General features: G+C 56.3%; 18 protein-coding genes. 13 read left to right on the forward strand and 5 right to left on the reverse strand.

Annotated elements, in window-relative coordinates; genetic code table 11:
* Positions 1-50: 50 nt before the first annotated feature.
* The 3 genes from CAL20_RS14510 (at position 51) to CAL20_RS14520 (ending at position 3,472) form a co-directional block, all read left to right on the forward strand.
* Positions 51-1,199, forward strand: a complete 1,149-nt coding sequence (locus tag CAL20_RS14510) for a mandelate racemase/muconate lactonizing enzyme family protein (RefSeq protein ID WP_094838185.1) — start codon at positions 51-53, stop codon at positions 1,197-1,199.
* A 209-nt stretch (positions 1,200-1,408) separates the two neighbouring features.
* Complete coding sequence (locus tag CAL20_RS14515) at positions 1,409-2,395, forward strand: Bug family tripartite tricarboxylate transporter substrate binding protein (RefSeq protein ID WP_094838186.1); 987 nt, start codon at positions 1,409-1,411, stop codon at positions 2,393-2,395.
* Positions 2,396-2,503: 108 nt separating this feature from the next.
* Positions 2,504-3,472: a bile acid:sodium symporter family protein gene (locus CAL20_RS14520; protein ID WP_094821827.1), complete on the forward strand. Its 969-nt coding sequence runs from the start codon at positions 2,504-2,506 to the stop codon at positions 3,470-3,472.
* Positions 3,473-3,963: 491 nt separating this feature from the next.
* Here the strand turns inward: CAL20_RS14520 and CAL20_RS14525 are convergent, their stop codons facing one another.
* Both CAL20_RS14525 and CAL20_RS14530 read right to left on the reverse strand, forming a co-directional pair.
* Entirely contained in the window at positions 3,964-4,521 is a 558-nt protein-coding gene (locus CAL20_RS14525) for a DUF1415 domain-containing protein (protein ID WP_094821828.1), read from the reverse strand.
* Positions 4,522-4,545: 24 nt separating this feature from the next.
* Positions 4,546-6,012, reverse strand: a complete 1,467-nt coding sequence (locus tag CAL20_RS14530; protein ID WP_094838187.1) for a M20 family metallopeptidase — start codon at positions 6,010-6,012, stop codon at positions 4,546-4,548.
* Positions 6,013-6,220: 208 nt separating this feature from the next.
* On the opposite strand from CAL20_RS14530, the gene CAL20_RS14535 reads away from it, so the two are divergent.
* Positions 6,221-7,120, forward strand: a complete 900-nt coding sequence (locus CAL20_RS14535) for a LysR substrate-binding domain-containing protein (RefSeq protein WP_256981500.1) — start codon at positions 6,221-6,223, stop codon at positions 7,118-7,120.
* Here CAL20_RS14535 and CAL20_RS14540 read toward each other — a convergent pair.
* The 3 genes from CAL20_RS14540 to CAL20_RS14550 are packed head-to-tail and all read right to left on the reverse strand — an operon-like array spanning position 7,117 to position 10,458.
* The gene (locus tag CAL20_RS14540; protein ID WP_094838189.1) at positions 7,117-8,007 is read right to left on the reverse strand and encodes an NAD(P)-dependent oxidoreductase; all 891 of its coding nucleotides are present in this window, start codon (positions 8,005-8,007) and stop codon (positions 7,117-7,119) included. The genes CAL20_RS14535 and CAL20_RS14540 overlap by 4 nt on opposite strands.
* Positions 8,004-9,434: an NAD-dependent succinate-semialdehyde dehydrogenase gene (locus tag CAL20_RS14545; RefSeq protein ID WP_094838190.1), complete on the reverse strand. Its 1,431-nt coding sequence runs from the start codon at positions 9,432-9,434 to the stop codon at positions 8,004-8,006. Before CAL20_RS14545 ends, CAL20_RS14540 begins: the two co-directional genes overlap by 4 nt.
* Positions 9,435-9,450: 16 nt before the next feature.
* A complete protein-coding gene (locus tag CAL20_RS14550) occupies positions 9,451-10,458 on the reverse strand; it encodes a Bug family tripartite tricarboxylate transporter substrate binding protein (protein WP_256981501.1) in 1,008 nt (335 codons plus the stop codon).
* 248 nt (positions 10,459-10,706) lie between these two features.
* On the opposite strand from CAL20_RS14550, the gene CAL20_RS14555 reads away from it, so the two are divergent.
* From CAL20_RS14555 to CAL20_RS14595, 9 genes are all read left to right on the forward strand, one after another.
* Positions 10,707-11,600 (forward strand): NAD(P)-dependent oxidoreductase, encoded by an 894-nt coding sequence (locus CAL20_RS14555; RefSeq protein ID WP_094821833.1) that lies wholly within the window; start codon positions 10,707-10,709, stop codon positions 11,598-11,600.
* Positions 11,601-11,686: 86 nt separating this feature from the next.
* Entirely contained in the window at positions 11,687-12,901 is a 1,215-nt protein-coding gene (locus CAL20_RS14560; RefSeq protein ID WP_094838191.1) for an ABC transporter substrate-binding protein, read from the forward strand.
* A 12-nt stretch (positions 12,902-12,913) separates the two neighbouring features.
* Positions 12,914-13,693, forward strand: a complete 780-nt coding sequence (locus CAL20_RS14565; protein ID WP_094821835.1) for an N-acyl homoserine lactonase family protein — start codon at positions 12,914-12,916, stop codon at positions 13,691-13,693.
* A 58-nt stretch (positions 13,694-13,751) separates the two neighbouring features.
* On the forward strand, positions 13,752-14,138 hold the full coding sequence (locus CAL20_RS14570) for a hypothetical protein (RefSeq protein WP_094821836.1): 387 nt from the start codon (positions 13,752-13,754) through the stop codon (positions 14,136-14,138).
* On the forward strand, positions 14,135-14,986 hold the full coding sequence (locus CAL20_RS14575) for an alpha/beta fold hydrolase (protein WP_094838192.1): 852 nt from the start codon (positions 14,135-14,137) through the stop codon (positions 14,984-14,986). The genes CAL20_RS14570 and CAL20_RS14575 overlap by 4 nt, the downstream gene beginning before the upstream one ends.
* A gap of 281 nt (positions 14,987-15,267) precedes the next feature.
* Positions 15,268-16,374 (forward strand): ABC transporter substrate-binding protein, encoded by a 1,107-nt coding sequence (locus CAL20_RS14580; protein ID WP_094838394.1) that lies wholly within the window; start codon positions 15,268-15,270, stop codon positions 16,372-16,374.
* 119 nt (positions 16,375-16,493) lie between these two features.
* Positions 16,494-17,378: a branched-chain amino acid ABC transporter permease gene (locus CAL20_RS14585; protein ID WP_094838193.1), complete on the forward strand. Its 885-nt coding sequence runs from the start codon at positions 16,494-16,496 to the stop codon at positions 17,376-17,378.
* Positions 17,375-18,322 (forward strand): branched-chain amino acid ABC transporter permease, encoded by a 948-nt coding sequence (locus tag CAL20_RS14590; RefSeq protein ID WP_094821839.1) that lies wholly within the window; start codon positions 17,375-17,377, stop codon positions 18,320-18,322. The genes CAL20_RS14585 and CAL20_RS14590 overlap by 4 nt, the downstream gene beginning before the upstream one ends.
* Entirely contained in the window at positions 18,306-19,022 is a 717-nt protein-coding gene (locus CAL20_RS14595) for an ABC transporter ATP-binding protein (protein WP_094821840.1), read from the forward strand. Before CAL20_RS14590 ends, CAL20_RS14595 begins: the two co-directional genes overlap by 17 nt.
* Positions 19,023-19,027 lie beyond the last annotated feature (5 nt).

Raw genomic sequence — 19,027 nt, forward strand, 5'->3', positions numbered from 1 at the left:
TACCCCAATCATGCCGTCAACAATCAAAACGACATCAACGAGGAGACAATATGAAAATTACCCGCATTACTGCGATCCCCATTTCCTACCGCTTGCCTGAAGGCAAGACGGTGACGATGGGCGTAGGCAGCACCTTGAAACGCGACGCCATCATCGTGCGTGTCGAAACGTCCGAAGGCATCACCGGATACGGCGAATCGCATCCGGGACGCAGCCCCAGCGCGATCGTCAGCCACATCCACAACACCTTGTCGCCCTTGCTGGTCGGCATGCCTGCCACCGACGTCGTGGGCGCATGGCAGCGCATACACCGCATGCAGTTCTCTAGCCACGGCCTGGGTGCAGGCGCCGCCCTGGCGCTGTCCGGCATCGACATGGCCTTGTGGGACATTCGCGGCAAGGCCGCCAACATGCCTCTGTACGAACTGCTCGGCGGCTCGAGCAAACGCTTGCCCGCGTATGCCGGCGGAATTGCATTGGGTTATCAAGCCCCGGAAACGCTTGCTGAAGAAGCACTGTCATACATCGAGCAGGGCTATCGTGCGGTCAAACTGCGCATCGGCGATACGGTAAAAGACGACATTGCCCGCTGCGTGCACGTCAGGAAAATGGTGGGCGACGAGATCGATATCCTGACCGACGCGAACACCGCCTACACCATCGCCCAGGCGCGCCGCATGCTGCCGGCTTTGGCGGACATTCAAGCAGGCTGGCTGGAAGAACCCTTTGCCTGCAACGATTTTGCGTCCTATCGCGAAGCCGCCAAGATCACGCCGCTGGTTCCTCTGGCCGCAGGAGAGAACCATTTCATGCGATTCGAGTTCGCCCAGATGCTGGAGGCAGGCGCCGTACAAGTATGGCAACCGGATCTGTCCAAGACCGGCGGCATTACCGAGTCGGTGCGGATTGCTGCGATGGCATCGGCCTTCCGTATCCCCATCAACGCACATAGTTCAGCAACCGGATTGAACCACGCCGCGACCCTGCATTTTCTCGCGGCAACGGAAAACGCGGGATATTTCGAGGCCTGTGTCTCTCACTTCAATCCGTTCCGGGACATGTTCGGGCCGACGTTCACCATCGGCAAAGATGGCTGCGTCGAGCCGCCCACGGGCCCAGGCCTGGGCGTAGAAGTCGACGAATCCCTGTTCGACAAATTCCCCATGGTTGACGGCCCCGGCTACGTCGTGAAGTTCTAAATCAACAACACCGGACGGGCCCCCTCGCCCGTCCACCGCAGCACCAAGTCGATCGATCCACAACAACATCAACGGAGACAGATCGCCGATGCGCTGCATAGCAGTTGGATGCGAAGGCAAATACAGGCTGGATCTGACGCTGCACCTCCATCCTGTCCTGCCTTCGTCACACCGCTATGCCAGCGTCAAAGGCGGTCGGATAACACATCATGACGATTGGAAAACTGAGTGTAGTGCTGGGCAGCCTGAGTCTGGTCATCGCCACCGCCGTCGCGCCGACAGCTCAAGCCGCATCCCCGTATCCCAACCAACCCGTACGCATTGTCGTCCCCTATCCTCCCGGCGGATTCAACGACACGCTTGCCCGGACCGCGAGCGAGTATCTGACCAAGGCATGGAAGCAGTCTGTCATTGTCGAGAATAAACCCGGCGGCAACACGCTGATCGGCAATACCTTCGTCGCGGAATCCAAGCCGGATGGCTATACGCTGCTGATCACGCCCTTGCCGTTTTCTGCGTTGCCCGGACTGTATCGAGACAAGATGAAGTACGACGCACTCAAGGATTTCGAACCCATCATCTGGGCGGGCAGCACACAAAACATCCTGACGGTACGCGCCGACTCCCCGTTCAAAGACGTCAAATCGCTCATCGCATACGCCAAGGCCAATCCCGGCAAGCTCAATTATGGATCCACCGGTTCCGGTTCATCGAACCATCTTTCTATGGAGCTCTTTCTCGAATTGACCGGCACCAAGATGTCGCACATTCCCTATAAAGGCAGTGCGCCAGCGGTGACAGCACTACTAGCCGGGGACATTGACGTGTTGTTCGATAACCTGCCGAACGTTTATCCCAACATCACAGCGGGCAAATTGACCGCGCTGGCTGCGACCGGCGCCAAGCGCCCGGCCTTGTTGCCCAACATTCCCACGGTCGTCGAAGCAGGTGTTCCAGGATATGAAGTCAACGTCTGGTTCGGCATGCAAGCCCCTGCCGGCACGCCCACCGACATCGTGCAAAAAATCAACGCCGACATGGTAAAGATGCTGCATGAAAAGGATGTCGTCGAGCGATTCGGCAAACAAGGCGTGGAAATTGTCGCGAGCACGCCAGCGGAATTCAAAACATTGGTCAATAGCGAGGTCAAGAAATGGACCGGCGTTATTGACCGGGCGGGAATCAAAATCGAATAGCCAGCCGGACGTCCACCCTACAAATAGCTGAATATCGCACTAGACGTGGCGGTCTACAATAATCGCCTTTGACCGCCACGTCGGCGATCGTTTAGCAGCTTATTTCCAATGTCCCGCTACACCCGATTTTTGCCCGACCGCTTCACGCTCTTTCTTGTTACCACTGTCATCATAGCCAGTCTGTTTCCTGCTCATGGGCAGGGTTTGGTGGCTTTTAACTGGATCACCAATCTAGGCATCGCACTGCTGTTTTTCCTGCATGGCGCCCGTCTATCGCGCGAGGCCATTATTGCCGGTGTCATGCATTGGCGCTTGCACCTGACGGTATTCTCGGCAACGTTCATCATGTTCCCCATCCTGGGGGTAGCGCTCAAACCGCTGCTTCAGCCGCTGGTCACGCCCGAGCTCTATACCGGCATTCTGTTCCTGTGCTGCTTGCCCGCGACGGTGCAGTCGGCCATCGCCTTCACGTCCATGGCCCGGGGAAACGTCCCTGCCGCGGTCTGCAGTGCGTCGGCATCCAGCCTGCTGGGTATTTTCCTCACGCCGCTGTTGGCGGGCACGGTCGTAGTGGCCAGCGCAAACGCACCGATTTCGTTTGATGCCGTAGGCCAGATCATGTTGCAGCTGTTGCTGCCATTTATCCTGGGCCAGATCATGCGCCGCTGGATCGGTGCATGGGTATACAAACGCAAGGCCTTGCTGAAATTCGTGGACCAGGGGTCGATTTTGCTGGTGGTGTATACGGCTTTTTCAGAAGCGGTCAACGAAGGGCTCTGGCATAACACGCCTGTGCCTGCGTTGCTGGGCCTGGTATTTTCCTGCGCAGTGTTGCTGGCCTTGGCGCTGCTGGGCTGCGTGATTATGGGCAAAGTCTTCAAATTCAGCATCGAAGATCGCATCACGCTGTTGTTCGGCGGCTCAAAGAAAAGCCTGGCTAGCGGGATTCCTATGGCACAGGTGATTTTTGCGGGGCAAGCCGTAGGAGCCATCGTGTTGCCGTTGATGTTGTTTCATCAGATTCAACTGATGGTTTGCGCGATGTTGGCTAGCCGGTTTGCGAAGCGGCCGCATTGACGAACGTTTGATGATGCTTGGATTATTGGAGAATTTCTGAGTACTCATGGACGTCGATGCACTGTCAAAGAAGCGCCCTACGCATCATCGCCGCAAGCCTCACTCGCGGCCAAGCAGATCTTCCAACCAAGCACCACGCCACCCCGTCGCATGCCCGGACCGATCGCTTGAGGTGGCCGCGCAGGGCGGCCGCCGAAAGCAGCACCGCAAGATCTTTCTCTCTACCATTGCGGCGGCAGAAAAACGCCAAGCAAGAAAGTCGTGCCAGCGGTGCAGAGAGCTCTAATTGCTGCTAGTCGAGCCGAGGCAATCGGCCCGGCCGGGCGCCTCAAAGTCGAGTGGAGCGGACACCGTAGGTAGGCCCGAACGGGCCGGACGAGGTGAGCGAACACGATGTCCGGCGCCCGCGCGCCGGACCGACTTTGTGAAGCCCGGCCGGGCCGATTGCCTCGGCTCGACGACCAATAGAACCCGACTCGACCAATAGAACCCTACTCCGCCGCCATCAACCTCCGCCATCCCTCCCAGCCCAGCCTCCTCAACGTAGCGATATTCTTCTCATAAATCTCCGCCGCATCCTCAAACGCCTCCACAGCGCGATCAATACTATCCTCTCGCAAGATATGCAAAATAGGATAAGGCGAGCGATTAGTACAGTTCTCAACATCATCCGGCTCAGTATCCGCAAACTGAAAATCCGGATGAAACGTCGCCACCTGCAGTTCCCCCACCAGCCGCATACGCTTTAGCAGCCGATCGGAATAATCCTCAAAATCGTTGAACTCATAAAAATCGTTCAACGCATCCGGCACGATCAACAACGTCGTGTCGGTTTGATCAGGATCCGTCTCAGACAACAACAGCAGTTCGCTCTCCAGGTCAGTCAGCACGCCCTCTGCATCGGTAGCGTCACTGACGGCATAGCGAACCTGGTTTTTCACCTGCACAGCTTTGGCAAAAGGACAGAGGTTCAGGCCAATCACAGCCCGTTCCACCCAAACACGAGTCTCGTCAATGATGCGCTGATAAGCGCCGTCGATATGAATCATAGGAATGTGCTCAACCGACAGACATCAAACCGGCAACGCTGCCATGATTTGCGCCACCGACGCCGTCAGGCGTTTACCGTATGGCACATGCAGGAACTCGTTCGGACCGTGTGCGTTGGAACGCGGCCCCAACACGCCGCAGACCATGAACTGGGCTCTGGGAAAACCCTCTTGCAGCAGACTCATCAGAGGAATCGTGCCCCCCTGCCCAATATAGCCGCACGGTGCGTCGTAATACTGGCGCGACGCCGCATCCAGTGCCTGGGTGAGCCAGGCTTCGGACTCGGGAGCATTCCAGCCCGTAGCGCCATGCTGGGCATCGAAAATGACTTTCGCGTTATAGGGCGAATCCGCCTCGAGCAACTGCTTGATCTCATCCGACGCCGCAGCGGCATCCACCAGGGGCGGCAAACGGAGCGACAGTTTGAACGACGTGCGCGGACGCAGCACGTTCCCAGCGCTCATCAGCGGCGGCAGCCCCTCGGCACCGGTCACAGACAGCGTCGGCCGCCACGTGCGGTTCAGCAAGGCTTCTTCCGGCTCGGTCGTCATCGGCAATACGAAACTGCCGTCGGCGCCACAGCTCCAGGGGAAACGGCGCCAGACTTCGTCGCCCAGGATACGGGCAGTTTCCTTGACCTGCTCGCGGCGGGCGGTCGGGATCTCGCAGTGCAGACTCTGCGGCAACAAGCGGCCAGTGGCGCTGTCCTCCAGGCGATCCAGCAAATGACGCAGGATACGGAAACTCGACGGCACGACACCGCTCGAATCGCCCGAGTGCACGCCTTCGTCCAGCACCTGGACCTCGAGCGTACCGGCCACCATCCCGCGCAGCGACGTGGTCATCCACAACTGGTCATAGTTGCCAGCCCCGGAATCCAGACAGACCACCAGCGCCACATTCCCCAAGCGATCCCGCAGCGCATCGACATAAGGCAGCAAGTCGTAGCTGCCCGATTCCTCACAGGTCTCTACGATGCCCACACAGCGAGGGCGCGGAATGCCCTGCGCATCGAGCGCCATGATGGCCGTGACCGACGCATAGATCGCATAACCATCATCGGCGCCGCCACGGCCGTACAGCTTGCCATCCTCGTATTTAGGGGTCCACGGGCCTAAATCCGAACGCCAGCCCGAAAACTCAGGCTGTTTGTCCAGGTGGCCATACAACAGTACGGTATCCCCATTGTCGGCACGCGTCGCGGGCGCATCGAAAAAGATCACAGGCGTACGCCCGGGCAAGCGCACGACCTCCAGCTTCAGGCCGGCAACCTTGCGCGACTCGACCCACTGCGCCGCATCGCGCACGACGCGCTCAATGTAAGCATTTTTTTCCCAATCCGCGTCAAATGCCGGGCTCTTGGCGGGGACGGCGATATAGTCGGTCAGGGCCGGGATGATTTCATCGTCCCATTGGCGGTCCACAAACGCCTGCAGGGCGTCGGGGTCTAAGGTAGGCGGCAAAGCGTCGTCGGGAATGCGAGCGTTCATGGCGCAGATCCTGTACGAAAAAAGGGGTAAACCTGGATTTTATGCTATCGCATATCATTAGCAACGATGTGAACGCCCGGATTCCAAGTCCCTCCATAGCGAGCTATGGTGCATATCCCGGGTTGCTGCCGACAAGCGCTTGCAGTGCAATAACTACAATCCGAGCCTAACAGCCAGTACTCCTTTAATGTCGAAAAAATTCCCTCCCATGAATCCTCTGCGTGCGTTCTACGTCGTAGCGCGCACCAAGAGCTTGACCAAAGCGGCAAAAGAGCTTCATGTCGGCCAATCGGCCATCAGCAAGCAACTGGATGTACTGGAAAAATATCTGGGCGTGAAGCTGTTCCGCCGTGAACAGCGCGGAATCAGCCTGACTCATATCGGGCAGGAATACGCCGATCGCATTATTCCGGCGTTTGAGCAGATCTCCGGGGCGACCGACAGCCTCTTGGAGCACGGCAATGACAACAAAATCCGGGTACGTACCTACACGACCTTTGCCGCGAAATGGTTGATCCCCAGGCTCGAAGATTTTCACAAACAGCACCCGGACCTGTCGGTATTGATCACCAACTCTGTACACAACACAGACTTTGAAAAGGATCACATCGACTTCAGTATCCAGCTTGGAACGGGAGAGCAGGCCGATACCGTAGCCGACCGCTTGTTCGACGACATCATCGAGCCGGTATGCAGCCGCGAATTTTTGCAAAAGCATGCACCGGAAGCGCTCTACCCCCAAGCGTTATTGCGCACACGATTACTGGTTTCACACTATCGGCCCAAAGGCGAATGGGCCATGTGGGCTCAGGCGTGCGCGTACTCGTCGGAAATTTCCGATACGCCGCAAATGAACTTCAGCAGCTCGGTGCTGACCTGGCAAGCGGCCATGGACGGTTTAGGAATAGCCATAGGCCAAAAAGCCCTGATACTCGAAGACCTCCAGGAGGGAAAACTGATCACGCCGTTCAATCAACCCGTCAGAACCGGCCTTTCTTTTTATCTGCTACGGCCCAAAGTTCGACGCGAATCCCGGAAAACCGCCCTGTTCAGAGACTGGATCCTCGCGCAGGCGGCGACGACCCAGTCCTTGCTGCCGGATTGTTAAAGGCTGTCTGCGGAGTTCAACGACATCATCTTGTACATGACGGGGTAGTAGTTGTCTGCATAGCCGACATCGATCGCCTGCTGCAACTTTCTGGCCGTCACTGCCGTGAGCTCATTATCAACCTCCACAGAAGCAGATAGCCCCAGAGCCAATTTCAGGTCTTTGAGCGCATAGGATGCCGAGAACATTTTCTCCGGGAACGTGTCTTTGGCCAGATAATCGGCACCGGTGAGCTTCAAGGCAAACGAAGCCGCGGACCCCAGCCCCAGGACCTGGCTCAACAAGTCTTTTGAAACTCCCGAGCGTTCCGATATCGCAAACGCGGCGGCTAATGCATGCACCGTATTGATCAAGACCATATTGTTCATGGCCTTGACCACCTGCCCTGCGCCTGTCGGACCACAGAGCAGAACATCGCTGCCCATACAGTCGAGATAGGGTTTCACCTGATCGAATTGATCTTGCCGGGCGCCGACGGTGATCAACAGCGTCCCGCTTTTTGCGGCGGCACGGCTTCTCGCCACCGGTGCATCGATCAGGCTGACGCCACGCTCCTGCAGTGTGGAGGCTAGCGCGCGAACACGCTCGACCTCGCTGGTGCTCATGTCGACAATCGTCTTCAAGGACCCGGCGTTCGCCAACAGCCCCTGTTCTCCGAGGCAGACCTGCTCCACTTCGTTAATCGAAGGCAGCGATAGAAACACTGTATCCGCTCTGCTGGCTATTTCGGCGATATTGCTTGCGATGACGCCATAGGAGGACAAGGCATAAACATTTTGCATGTCCAGATCAGTGGCCAACACCTCGCACCCCGACTTCTGCGCGAGGTTCATACACATTCCGCCACCCATCGCGCCCAAGCCAATGAACCCCAGGGTAGTCTTCATACCAGTCCCCCTTGACGCACGCACTTCACGCGCAGGAATTCCCGCAGGCCTTCGATTCCTCCTTCGGAGCCCAAGCCACTGTCCTTGTAGCCGCCGAATGGCGTTTCGGGCAGGGATGCCTGCAGCTCGTTGATGCAAACGACCCCGCTTTGGATTTCGTTAGCGAATCGATGAGCCAACCTCATATTCTCAGTGAATGCGTACGCAGCCAAACCAAATGGCAAGGCATTCGCTTCCGCGATCGCCTCGTCTGCGGTTTCTACCGGGATCAGCAATGCCACGGGGCCGAAAGGCTCGATTCTGCAGACGTCCGCCTTTCTGTCGTGAATGGCCAGTACCGTCGGCTGGTAGAAATAGCCAGGCCCCTCGATGGCTTTACCGCCCGCCAGCAGTTTGGCGCCCGACTCCACCGCGTTATTGACCAAGCGATCAATCGCATCGCGCCGCCGTTTGTTTTTCAACGGGCCCATCGTCGAGTCAGGATCAAACGGATTCTTTACCTGCAGGCTATTGGCGTGCTTGACAAACTGTTCGCAGAATTTGTCGTAGATTTCCTTTTGAATGAGAAATCTCGTGGGTGACGTACATACCTGGCCCGCGTTGCGGAATTTCGTCGCTACGCAGGTCTTGGCGACCTTCTCGATATCCACATCTTTCCAGATCACCACGGGCGCGTGTCCGCCAAGCTCCAGCGTCGCTTTTTTCATGTGCAACGCTGCCTTGGCACCGAGCTGCTTGCCCACGTCGGTGCCGCCCGTGAACGTAATCATGGAGACCGATGGCGATGTGCAAAGCTGATCGGCAATGAAAGCAGGATCGCCAAACACCATGTTCACCGTACCAGCAGGCAGGCCCGCCCGCTCGATGGCCTGCGCAATCAACAGCGCAACCCCGATTGTTTCTTCGGAGGGTTTCAGCACAATGGTGCAGCCGGCCGCAAGCGCGGCGCTGATCTTGCGTGCAGGCGTGATGGCTGGCGCGTTCCATCCCGAGAACGCGCCCACCACGCCATAAGGCTCTAATTGCACCAACTGTTGTATGCCGGGCGCCCGGGCGGGAATCAGCCTGCCGTACAAGCGGCGCGCCTCTTCCGCCGACCACTCAAACATTTCGGCGGCGGTGTCCACTTCCTTCTGCGCCTCGGACAGCGGTTTTCCCAGTTCGGCCGAGATCTGGCGAGCCAGATTGTCTCGATCACGACGCATCTCGTTTGCCACATTGCGCAGCAATTCCGACCGCCGCGTTACCCCGGTTCTGCGCCATGCATCAAAAGCCCCCTGTGCGCAGGCGATGGCTTGTTCCACGTCGTCTTTAGACGCGCCACGATATCGTCCCAGTTCCTGCCCGGTTCCCGGTGAGACAACGGTCAACTCTGCCTTGTCAGTGCCGTCACGAAACGTGCCACCAATATATTGTGAATATTGCATGCTGTAGGCTCCGAGATTACTCAATCACTATGTTCGCTTTTTTAATGATGCTTTCCCAACGGGCCGACTGGTCCTTGATGCGCTGCCTGAATTCATCCGGGGTGCCGGAAAAAGGATACTGGTCCAGTTTGAGAAGCTGAGCCTTGACCTCTGGATCAGACAGCACCTCGTTGACTGCGGTATTCAACGTGGTCACGACTTCTTGCGGCAAACCGGCTGGGCCCATCAGGCCATTCCATGGTTCGGCTTCGAATCCCGGGACTTTTTTCTGCCCGATGATTTCGATATTCGGCGCGCCTTTATCGGGGGATGAACTCGCCGACGCCAGAATCCGCAACTTGCCTGCTTCGGCCTGCGGCAGCGCGACGATCCCCGCCAGCAATGCGTAATCGATCCGCCCTGCAATCAGGTCGGGAACCGCCGCCGAATCGCCCTTGTACGGCGCGTGCAAGGCGTTGATCTTCGTCTCATCTTTCAGCCACTCGCCGGCCAGATGATTGACGGCCCCGGTTCCTGCGGAGGCGTAGCTCAGTTGATTGTTCTTGTCGCGGCCATAGGCGATCAGATCGTCAAAGGTCTTGAATTTCGAGTCCGCCGGCACCACCAGATAGTACGGATAGCTTGCGACCAGCGCGATGGACGTGAAGTCTTTCAGCGCGTCATACTGGATGCCCTTCTGAACATACGGAACGATGGACAGTGTGCTGCTGCTGCCGAGCATCAATGTATAACCGTCCGGCTTGGCTTTTTTCAAAAGATTGGCCGCGACGACGCCGCTGGCTCCGACTTTGTTTTCGACGACAAACGTCTGCCCGAGCTTTTGGCTGAGTTTATCTGCCAACAGACGTCCGACCATATCGGTGGGCCCGCCGGCAGAAAAACCAATGTAGAGCGTGACGGGCTTTTCCGGATACGCGGCAGCATGAACGATAGACGCCATGCTGAGCGCAGCGGCACCTGCGCAAGCAGCAGCAAAGCCGAGTATGGAACGGCGATTGATGACCACGAAAGTCTCCTGACTCATTGTTGATTTATTGACGAGACGCACCCTCGTTTCGGTGTAATTTCGCCGCAGTCTATCAATCAAGCGCTAAGGGCTGCGCTCACTTTTCGTCTGCCAAATATGCCTTTTTGGACTATCAGCGGCCCGCTCTCTCGAAGGCCTGTTGCGCTGCACGATTGATATTCCATAAACGACTATCAAGGGGACAAAAAGTCCCGGCAGGGTGCGATGGAACGTCGATACACTTTGCGCGTTCAATAGGAGGCAACATGAATATAGGGTTTGTCGGCTTGGGCAGAATGGGATTCTCGTTAGCACGTTCATTGGTCAACAAAGGCGAAAAAGTCTGCGTTTTTGACCTGAATGAGGACGCCGCGAAAAAGCTGGAAGCGCAAGGCGCCCAGCGCGCCCGCACCGTGGCCGACCTGTGCAAGCAATCTGACGTCGTGTTTACGATGCTGCCAGGGCCGAAGCAAGTAAAAGAAGTGGCGCTGGGCGCAGAAGGAATCATCAATAACATCCCCCGTGGCGCGATATATATCGATATGAGCACCGTCGACGTGGATACGGTCGACATGCTTTCGCAGGCGTTCACAGCAAAGGGAATCGCATTCGGTGACGCGCCAGTCGGCAGGTTGGCCATGCACGCAGACACGGGAGAGTCCCTCTTCATGCTCGGCATTGACAGCCAACATCTCCCACAAGTCGAACCCGTGCTGTACAAGATGGGCACCACTGTCTATCACTGCGGCGCCGCGGGCACAGGCACCCGCACCAAGCTCATCAATAACATGATGGTCCTGTGCTATTGCCAGATCAACTCCGAGGCCCTGGTCCTGGCGCAGTCGTTGGGACTGGACCTGAACAATACGTTCAATGTGCTGACCAGCACCACCGCCAGCAACGGCCAGTTGAAACAAAAATGGCCCGAGAAAGTATTGAAAGGCGATCTCTCGCCCGGCTTTGATCTAGCGCTGGGCTACAAAGACATTTCCTTGGCCTCCAATGCGGGCGCATCGAGCCAGATCGCGCTGCCGGTGTGCGACACCACCAAGAACATTTTCCGCATGGCGCTCGCGGCAGGAAAGGCGGGCCAGGATACTTCATGCCTCACTGATTTCTGGGCCGAAGTCAACAACTGCGCCAAACCGCGGTTGAGTTAATTACCGCCAAACACCAAAACAATAAGCATAAAACTTTTATAGCGCGAACCGTACCGGGTCTCGCGCTCACACGGAGGAGACAACACATGCGTGTTAACAAACGACTTCCTTTAGCCAGCCTGCTCGTCGTATTAGGGGCTGCGTCCGCCGCGGCGTCCGCGGCGATTTCCGACGATGCCGTGAAAATCGCCGTCCTCACGGATCTCTCGGGCGCCTACTCGGGCAACGTGGGGCCCGGCTCAGTGCTCGCCACCAAGCTGGCTATCGCCGAGTTCGGTGGGAAAGTGCTGGGGAAACCGATCGAACTGGTCGTTGCCGACCATATGAATAAAGTCGATATCGGCTCGGCCAAGGCCCGGGAATGGCTGGATCAAGACAAGGTGGATGTCATCACCGAATTGGGCAACAGCGCCGTCGCGTTAGCCGTGATGAACATCGCGGAGCAAAAACAACGCATGACGATGGTGACCGGAGCCGGTGCAACCCGAATCACCAGCGAAGAATGCAAGCCCACCAATGTGCAATGGGTATACGACACCTATGCCCTGGCAAAGGTGGGCACGATGCCGCTGGTCGAATCGGGCACAAAGAACTGGTATTTCATCACCGCCGATTATGCATTTGGCCACTCATTGGAAAATGACGGTTCCCGCTTTATCAAGGAGGCCGGCGGCAAGGTCTTAGGCTCGTCCAGATATCCGTTCCCAGGCTCTGATTTTGCGTCTTATCTGCTTTCCGCCCAATCCAGCGGCGCCCAGGGCGTCGCTTTGGCAAGCGCGGGCGCGGATCTGCAAAACGAAATCAAACAGGCCAACGAATTCGGGCTGACAGAATCGCAGAAAATCGTCGCCATGCTGATGAGCATCACCGACGTTCACGGTGTGGGGCTGGATGCAGCCAAAAACATGAACTTCGCCGAGACCTTCTATTGGAACCTCGACGACGAATCACGTACATTTTCCCGGAAGTTCTATAAAGAATTCGGAAAAATGCCAACAGCACTGCAAGCGGGCCAGTACTCGGCCGTTCTGAACTATTTACGAGCAGTCGAAAAGTCAGGCAGCGATAACGTGGCAGACGTCATGAAAACCCTGCAGGATATGCCCATCCACGACGCCTTTGCCAGAAACGCCCGGCTCAGAAAAGACGGCAAACTGCTGCATGATCTGTATCTCGTTTCAGTCAAGTCTCCTGCGGACTCCAAAGAACCCTGGGATTACTACAACGTCGTAAAAACAGTCAGTGGCGATCAGGCTTTCATGCCACTCTCTGAAAGCAAATGTCCTTTGCTCAAGAACTGAGATCCGGCCTCCATGTACGAAGTCTTTGCAATTCGGTATGCCACCGTCGCGCGCCGAGCCGCGGATAATTTTTTGGTTCATGACTTCCACGAAGGAAACATGGACCTGGATTTCTATTTCTGGCTCATTCGGGGAGAAAATCGAAATATCCTCGTTGACTCAGGATTCAGCGCCTGCTCGGCAGCAGCACGGAATAGATCATTCCTGCTGCATCCCGATACCGCGTTGGCGCGACTCGGCCTGCGACCGCAAGACATCGACAGCCTGATCATCACGCACCTGCACTACGATCATGCCGGCAATGTGGACGCCTACCCCTGCGCCCAAGTCCATATTCAAGACGCTGAAATGCAGTACGCGACGGGCCGCTATATGTGCTACAACGCGCTGCGCCATTTCTTTTCGGTCGACGACGTGGCGACAGTCCTCAAACGTGTCTACGAAGGACGCGTGACCTTTCACGACGGTGATGCGCAAATTGCTCATGGCGTCGAGGTATACCGAATCGGGGGCCATACGCCCGGCCTGCAGATTGTGCGCGTCATGACACGGCGAGGATGGATCGTGCTGGCCTCGGACGCCATGCATTACTACCGAAATTTTCACGACGAGAACCCGTTTCCGGCCATCGTGCACGTGGACAAGATGCTGGATGGCTACAAGCGGATTTCAACGCTGGCCGTCGAAGATACGCACATCATCCCCGGCCACGATCCCCTCGTCGCCAAACAATATCCGGCCATGGGCGGCGACGGCAGCGAGATTTACTGTCTGCACCTGAATCCGGGCTAGTACGCCGCAGGTGGCGCCATACAGAGATTCTCGAACAGAATCCATGAGGAGAACAACGGTGATCGATATCCAGGAGTCGCTGGCTCAGTTACCAGAACGATTCAACAAGAAACTCTATTTCGTACAGCATGCAAAGCGGCTGAACACCCGTTTCTTGCTAGTGTCCGGTGACGCCAGTTATCGCATTCAGATTTTGGAAGGCAAAGTGGCTGCGGTCCAGACGGGACCTTTCATCATGGGCGAGTGGGACTTTTGCATTCGAGCGGACGAGGACACGTGGCAGATATTCTGGTCACCTGCTCCCCCGCCCGGATATCACGACGTCATGGCGCTGTCCAAGGCGCGCAGAATGTCGATTCAGGGAAACATCTACCCGTTCATGTCCAACCTGCTTTATTTCAAAGAACTGCTGTCTACCGTCCGGCATCCGGGAGCAACGAAATGAACACTTCAGGCGTTGAAATCGAACCCATCGTTGGCCGATATGTCCGCATCTCGCTCAACGGCAAGCCGCATCGGATTTATTTTGAAGAGGCAGGAGCTGGCACCCCCCTGCTCTGCCTACATACCGCAGGCTCAGACACGCGCCAGTATCGCGCGCTCATGAACGAGGCGCGGGTCACACAGCGATTTAGAGTGATCTGCTTCGACCTGCCCTGGCACGGCAAATCCTCGCCACCCGCCGGCTGGCACGAAGAACGCTACCAACTCGGATCGAAGGAATATACCGACATCATTCTATCCGTGGCGCAAGCGCTGTCGCTGGAGCGGCCGGTGGTCATGGGATGTTCGATCGGCGGCCGGATTGTGCTGCACCTGGCCTTGCATCATGCGAAGCAATTCCGGGGCCTGATTGGCCTGCAATCCGGGGCTCACGTCGATCCCTACTACGATCTGGACTGGCTGCATCGACCCGACGTTCATGGCGGCGAGATGTGCGCAGGCATCGTTTCCGGGCTCGTCGGCCCAGCCAGCCCGACAGAACATCGTTGGGAAACGCTCTGGCACTACATGCAAAGCGGACCCGGTGTTTTCAAAGGCGACCTGCATTTCTACACCGCCGATGGCGACATTCGAAAGGACCTGACTCGGATCAATACGCAGGACTGCCCGCTATGGCTGCTGACGGGTGAGTACGATTACTCATGCACACCCGAAGACACTGCGCTGCTGGGAAAATCCATACCAGGCTCAAAGTGGCAAATCATGAAAGGCATGGGCCATTTCCCCATGAGCGAGGATCCAGAGCGATTCTTGAGTTACCTGTTGCCGGTTCTCGACGAAATAGCCTGACGTCATTGGCGCCGTCGATCAGCAGATCGCTTTGATCCAAGTATTCGAATAAGATTGCGAGCATGCCACACCGAATGGGAATAGAGGCCCTATAAGAAAAATTCGTGACCCCTATTCCACGGTGTTGGCTGACAAGAGGTAGGAGACAGTCATTTCATATATGCATGCTTCGTGAATTCATTTTTTTATAAATACTGGAGACAAGCGTGAAAGTGAAAACAAAATCCCTGAAAGTCGGCGTCTTAGCAGCTCTGTGCACGGCGCTATTCTCTGCTTCCGCCATGGCCGACGTAAAGATCGGAGTCATCAATAGCCTATCCGGCAACTTCGCGGCATTCGGCCAGCGATACAACACTGGCATGCAGGTCGCCCTGGAAGAAATCAATGCGAAAGGCGGAATCAACGGCGAAAAGGTGGAACTGATTATTCAGGATGATCGCTCGGAAGCGCAGAGTGCACTGGCTGCCGTTGAATCGCTAAACAAGCAACAGGTTCCATTGATCATCGGCTCGTACGCATCAGGAATCACTGGCCCCGTATCCAAGGTCGCCACTCGTCAGAAAATTCCGTTGATTGTGCTCGGCAGCGCTGACGATTCGATCACAAAGCCCGGATCGGATTGGGTATTCCGTGCAAAGCATAACTCTACGATTGTCGCGAAGGCCTATTTCGACTATTTCGACAACCTCCGTAAAAATAATCCCGAGATCAAGAAGATCGCGGTGATGTATGGCAACGGTGCGTGGCCGACGTCCATGAGTGAAGAAGGCATCCGGCAGGCGGAGAAAAGAGGCTACGAAATCGTCGGGAAGCAAGCCTATGATCAAGGCACCACCGATTTCAGGCCGATTTTGAACAAGTTCCGCGCCGCCAATCCGGATATCCTGCTGACCAGCTCGTATGCCGACGATGGCATCGCGATTGCCCGTCAGATCAAAGAAGTCGGGCTTAATACCAAGGTGGTCGCGATCGATACGGCCTCGTCCATGGTGAGCTTCATCCAACAGGTTGGAAATCCGTCAGAGAATATCGTCTCCGCCGTCAGCTGGAGCCCCGACGTCAAATACGAGGGCACGCCAGAGCTATACGAGCGCCTGAAAAAGAAAGCAAAAGAAGACCCCTCTTTTTATGAAGCAGAGGGCTATCTCGCTTTGACGGTTGCCGCAGACGCGCTGCGTAGAGCGAAATCCCTGGACCGGGATGCAGTACGGGACGCGCTGACAAAAACGGATCTGAAGACCCCCGTCACTGATGTCACGTTCGAAAACTACGACGGTTTCAAGGGACAAAATCCCATCAAGAGCGTGATCATTCAGATTCAGAACGGCAAGCACGTGACCGTGTTCCCAGAGAATCTTGCTTCGCAGAAAGCAAAATTCTCCAACTGAGCAACAACAATAAATAAGAAATGCCGTGTATTGGCTATACGCCAATACACGGCGATGCCTGCCCGGCAGTTATCGCTATCTAAATCTGACGGCTAATGTAGATCGGCCAAAGGTGCTCCATGATCGACTATGTTTCCTTTTTTCAGAATCTCTCAAACGGGATTCTGATCGGCGCTGTCTACGCCTTGATCGGCGTCGGGCTTACGCTGGTTTTTGGTGTGATGAGAACGATCAATTTTGCGCATGGCGATTTTGTGGTTCTAGGTATGTACTTCGCCGTGACACTCAATCATGCATTCGGCTGGGACCCTTACCTGACCCTGATTCCAGCCATCCCATTAGGGTTTCTCGTCGGCGGGTTGATCCAGAAAGCCATATTGGCTCGCGTCATTGATGCCAAGCCGGAGACCATGATGTTGGCAACGCTAGGCCTCTCTCTCGTGATCGCCAACCTGTTGTTGCTGACTTTCGGCGGCGAGCCCAAATCGGTCAACGTACCTTACTCATCCAGCACGCTGCCGTTAGGCCCCATCAACATTTCGGCAGTGCTTCTCTTTGCGGGCCTGGCCACTGTGGCGGTCATTGTTGCGCTATATCTCCTGCTAAATAAAACAGAGGTGGGCAGAGCCATCAAGGCAACGGCAGAGAACAGGCTAGGCGCAGAACTGATCGGGATCAACACAAGAAAAATTCAGGCCATCGTTTTCGGCTTGGGGATGGCATTAGCCGTGACAGCAGGAGTCTCGTTGATTCCCCTGCTTTTTGCATCTCCGGTGACTACTGGGGCGCTGTTCACACTGAAGGCGTTCGTCGTGACTGTCCTGGGAGGGTTGGGAAATATCGGTGCGGCGATTATCGGCGGTGTACTACTGGGGGTTGTTGAAGTGATGGGCGCGTCCTATCTCGACTCAGCTTATCGCGATGCGTATGGGCTGTTGGCGTTCGTCGTCGTGCTATTGGTCAAACCCGAAGGCCTCTTTGGTAAATCGGTGAAACGAGTATGAACAAGAACTACTTATTTCTTGCCGGTCTCATCATCATCGCCGCCCTGTATCCAATCACGTCGTCGGCGTATATCACGGTTGGCATCTCGGTGCTGCTCTTTACCGGTTGGGCCACCTCATGGAATCTGCTCGGGGGCTGGGCCGGACAACTCAGCCTGGGACACGCCAGCTTTGTCGGCCTGGGAGCCTACTTCGTCGCCATTGGATCATCGCAGTTCGGCTTGGCCCCATGGTGGTCGATACTGGTAGCGATGGCCGTGGCAGCCGTGATGGCGCTGATCTGGGGAAAGCTGACATTCGGCCTGCGAGGTCCCTATTTCAGCTTATCCACCATCGCTATTGCCGAGATTCTCAGGCTGGTCGCGATCAATGAGAGCTGGTTGACCGGCGGTGCATCGGGCGTCTTTATCGACACCCTGCCGCAGCCATTTGGCGTCGATCTCTTCGACCAGAAAATCCAATACTATCTCGCCCTGCTCTACGCGGCGGTCACGATAGCCGTGACTATATTCATTTCCAGCAGGCGCTTCGGCTATCAATTGAAGGCGGTCCGAGACAACGAAGAAGCAGCAATGGCAGCAGGGATCAATCCCAGCGTGGTCAAGCTGAAAGCCTTCGTCCTGTCCGGCGCGATGACGGCTCTAGGTGGCGGGATCTACGGAATCTTTCTGTCGTTCATAGAACCTCACATCATTTTCAACCTGCTGTTTTCCATACAGATAGCGCTGACCGTGATCATCGGTGGGCGCGGCACCATCTGGGGACCGGCGGTCGGCGCCGCCCTGCTGGTGATATCCGGAGAAATCTTCAGAACGGCCTTTGCGCAAGCCAATATGCTGGTCTATGGCGTGCTGATACTAGTCGTCATACTGGTTCTGCCACGCGGCGTGGTAGGCGAGTACGCCCACAAGCTGATTAGGAGAAAATATGCAAACCGTGCTTAAGGCTGATGGCGTAAAAGTGCAATTTGGCGGCCTGATCGCTGTCAATGACGTCTCGCTTTCGCTGGAAAAAGGCAACATCCTGGGACTGATCGGGCCGAACGGAGCAGGGAAATCAACCTTGTTCAACGCCATGACGGGATTTGCTCCCGTGCGGTCTGGCACGGTCTCGTTTCTGGGGCAGGACGTCACAAGGCTGCCGCCCTACGTCAGAACCAGAAATGGCATGGGACGCACCTTTCAGACGGAGAGGCCGTACGACGATCTGACCGTGCTGGAAAATGTACTCGTTGCGGCGTTTTTAAAACATCCTAAACGCAAGGACGCCGAAAAGGTTGCGCTATCTGCATTGGAGAAAGTGGGATTGCTCGATAGAGCGAACCAATTGTCATCCGATCTGAATCTGGCGCGGTTGAGACGGCTGGAGCTTGCCAAGGCCCTGGCCCTGGAACCTCAGGTCCTGTTCCTGGATGAAATCATGGCGGGCCTGAATCCGCCGGCTCTGAAAGAAATGATCGAGTTCCTGCAGACGCTCACCGCCACAGGCATGTCGATTGTCATGGTCGAACACATCATGGAAGCGATCATCCAACTCGCCGATCATGTGATAGTGCTAGCCAGTGGGAACAAGATCGCAGAAGGCTCCGCCACGGACGTCATTAACGACGAGAGAGTCATTGAAGCTTATCTGGGAACGGACTGATAAAC

Source organism: Bordetella genomosp. 4, from assembly GCF_002261185.1.
GTDB lineage: Bacteria > Pseudomonadota > Gammaproteobacteria > Burkholderiales > Burkholderiaceae_B > Bordetella_A.